At 73.2% G+C, this 3,241-nt stretch carries 2 protein-coding genes and 1 pseudogene; 2 read left to right on the forward strand and 1 reads right to left on the reverse strand.

Going from position 1 to position 3,241, the window contains the following annotated elements:
- Positions 1–106 precede the first annotated feature (106 nt).
- Together ABZ641_RS30475 and ABZ641_RS30480 are read left to right on the forward strand one after the other, a co-directional pair.
- Positions 107–679 carry a TetR family transcriptional regulator gene (locus tag ABZ641_RS30475; RefSeq protein ID WP_359986966.1) on the forward strand — a complete coding sequence of 191 codons (573 nt, stop codon included), beginning with the start codon at positions 107–109 and terminating at the stop codon, positions 677–679.
- 244 nt (positions 680–923) lie between these two features.
- Positions 924–1,210: pseudogene (locus tag ABZ641_RS30480) on the forward strand (DUF4193 domain-containing protein).
- 567 nt (positions 1,211–1,777) lie between these two features.
- Here the strand turns inward: ABZ641_RS30480 and ABZ641_RS30485 are convergent.
- Positions 1,778–3,241: HAMP domain-containing sensor histidine kinase (locus ABZ641_RS30485; protein ID WP_359986969.1), on the reverse strand; the 1,464-nt coding region annotated here is incomplete at its 5' end.

Here is a 3,241-nt window from a genome sequence, read left to right on the forward strand (position 1 = left end):
CGGCCACCGCCGGCGCGGCGGCCACCGGGAACGGACTGCGCATCACCGTCCGGGCGGCGGGCGGCGAGGCTGAGGGCGAGGGCGCCCGGGAGGAGGGAGCACCCGCGTGAGCGAGGCGAGTGCGGGGGAGCGGCGCCGGGACGCGGCGCGCAGCCGGGAGCTGCTGCTGCGGGCGGCCATCGAACTCTTCGCCGAGCGCGGCTTCGACCGCACCACCATCCGCGAGATCGGCGAACGGGCCGGCGTCGACCCGGCACTGATCGCCCGTTACTACGGGGGCAAGACCCAGCTGTACCTGGCCACCGTGCAGGCCGAGCACGGCGACGCCACACCGGCCGACCTGCTCGACGAGGAACGCCTCGCCGGACTGCTCGACCGCTTCGAGCAGCGCGGCCCCGGGCCCGCCTTCCAGAGCGTCGTCCTGCCCTCCGACGACTCCGCCGTCGAGGACGCCGTCCGGGCCCACCTGCACCGCCGGCTGGTGGACCCGCTGCGCGAACGCCTCGAACGCGAGGGCCTGGACCGCCCGCAGCTGCGCGCCGAGCTCGCCGTCGCGGCCTTCACCGGCGTGGTCCTCGCCCGCAGCGGCGGCGGCATGCCCGAACTCGCCGCCGCCGACCCGGCCGAGGTCCGCGCCCTCCTGCACGACCTCCTCGCCGCCACCGCCGGCACGGCCTGAGGCGTGTCCTCAAGGGCGCTCGGGCGGCCACATCAGGGGCGCGTGAGGGTGCCTCCCGGCCGCCGGGCCGGGGAGAACCGCACGATTCGGCTGCAGGCCGCCGTGCAGGCAGGGGTGAGCCGGATGCGTCAGGAGCACCACTCCCGGGCCGAGCAGCTCACCCCCGGCCTCCGGCCGGGAAGTGCCCCCACGCGCCCCTGACGGTCTGCGGGATGTGGTGGAGCCGTTGTTGCCGGCGGCTCGGGTGCGGCCGCAGGGCGGTTCCGGCGACGGCGGCAACGACGACAGCATCGAGGCACTGAAGAGTCAGCGCGACGACAAGCAGAGCTCCGCGGTCGACGTCGACCCTGAGGTGGTCGAAGGGCTGGAGCTTCCGGGCGCCGACCCGTCCGGCGAGAACTCACCGTCCAGGTGGTACCCCTCCAGGCGGACGAGTTCACCTGCATGATCTGCTTCCTCGTCCACCACCGCACCCAACCCGCCAGCACGGACAAGAACGGCCAGCCCGTCTGCCGCGACTGCGCTTCCTGACTGCCGCGGGAGCGTCAGAGCAGCTGCATCCCGACCGGCGAAGACGGTCGGACCTACAGCAGGCCGATGCGCCGTCGGCCGGCCGCGCCGTACAGGCCACACAGCCCGATGCCCTCGAAGTCCACGTGGCGGTTACTGTTCGGACACGTCATCGGCCTGCCTCCTACCGGCGGAGGGCGATGGGCTTCCGAACGGGTCCTGCCTTTCCTGGAACGTCACACGAAACGGCAAGTGACTGCGTATGGAGTGCCCGGCACGTTCAGCCGGCCAGTGCGCACGCAGTCGCCGACGCAGGCGGTCCGTATCTGCCCTCGTGGGGTGGCGCGCATACGTGGCAGCCTGGACAAGGAGTCTCCAAGCAGGTCGCCCCTTGCCGGGTGACGCGGTTGCTTTCGAAGGGATTCCACACCACGGCCGGTAGTGCCACTGGGACTGGCCGCAGTACCCAGACCGTCGAGCGGCCCTTTTGCGGGTGGCTGGTACCACCTCCTTCTCCAGCAGCTCCGCGGCCGGGCCGGGCATGCCGTCATTGCTACGTGCTCGACGCGCGGCGGCGACAGCTCCCCGCTACATGCCGGCCGTGGGCGTCGTGGTGGGCAGGGTGGTGCGGAACGTGGTGGCTCCGGGCGTGTTGACGAGGGTGAGGATGCCGCCGTGGACGGCGGCGATGTCGCGGGCGATGGGCAGGCCGAGGCCGGTGCCGCCGTCGTCGCGGCTGCGGGCGTCGTCGAGGCGGGTGAACCGTTCGAAGATCTTCTCCCGGTCGGCCGGGTCGATCGGCGGCCCGTCGTTGGAGACGTCGAGCACAGCCTGGCCGGGCATCAGGTCGACGTCCAGGTGGACGGTGATGTGGTGCTTGGCGTGGCGTTGGGCGTTGTCGAGGAGGTTGGTCAGCAGGCGCCCCAGCCACAACGGATTGCCCGACACGGTGACTTCGGTGGTTGCCTGTACGGAGACCGGGTGCTGCTCGGTGCCGCGGGAGCGGACGGTGGTGTGCACGAGCTCGGTGAGGTCGACGGTCTGCTCCGGCCGGTCGTGCCCGGCGTCGAGGCGGGCGAGGAGAAGCAGGTCGGTGGCGAGGGCCTGGAGCCGTTCGGTGTCCTGCAGGGCGCCGGTCACGAGGTCGGCGCGCACCTCGGGGTCGGGGTGGGTGAGTGCGACCTCGAGTTGGGTGCGCAGGACCGCGAGGGGGCTGCGCAGTTCGTGGGAGGCGTCGGCGATGAACCGGCGCTGGCGTGCGCCGGCCGCTTCGAGGCGTTCGAGCATGGCGTTCATGGTGTCGGCCAGGCGGGCGATCTCGTCGTCGCTACGGGGGTCGGGCACACGGCGGTCGAGCGCGCGGTCGCTGATGGCGTCGACCTCGGCGCGGATCGCCTCGACCGGCCGAAGTGCGCGGCCGGCGGCGCGCCAGGTGAGGAAGGCGACGGTGAGGAGCAGGAGGGCGCTGAGGGTGGCGAGGGCGGCGGTGGCGAGGTCTTCGGCGGTGTCGGCGGTGCGCAGGGAGGCACCGACGTGGATGGTGACGGGGCCGGTCGGGGTGCTGGTGGTGAGCGTGGTGACGCGCTGGTGGTGTTCGTCGCCGAGTTCGCCGAGGTTGTAGCTGAAGTGGCCGTTGCGCGGGTCGGCGGTGGTGAGGACGGGCCGGCCGGCGATGTTCTGGCTGGCGGCGACGACCTGGCCGTGGGCGTCGACGACCTGGATGAAGTCGGTGCCGTGGTCGAGGGGGAGGGTGTCGGTGAGGTGCCCCTGGTCGGCGAGGCGGGCGACGGCCTGCGCCTGCTCGCGGGCTCCGGTTTCCACGGTGCGCTCCAAGGTCGTGCGCAGCAGCAGGAGGACGGCCGCCGAGGCGATGAGCAGGACGACGGCGACGCTCGCGGTGGCGGCGAGGGTGGTGCGGGTGCGGACCGAGCGTGGCTGCAGGCGGCGGACGACGGCGGCGACGCGGGGACGTTCGGCGAGGCGGCGCAGAGCGGCGCGCACCCGGCGCCGTTCCGTGCGCAGGCGGCTGTGGGCGGGGGTCGGGTCAGCCAC

The organism is Kitasatospora sp. NPDC007106, assembly GCF_040634455.1.
Classification (GTDB): domain Bacteria; phylum Actinomycetota; class Actinomycetes; order Streptomycetales; family Streptomycetaceae; genus Kitasatospora; species Kitasatospora arboriphila.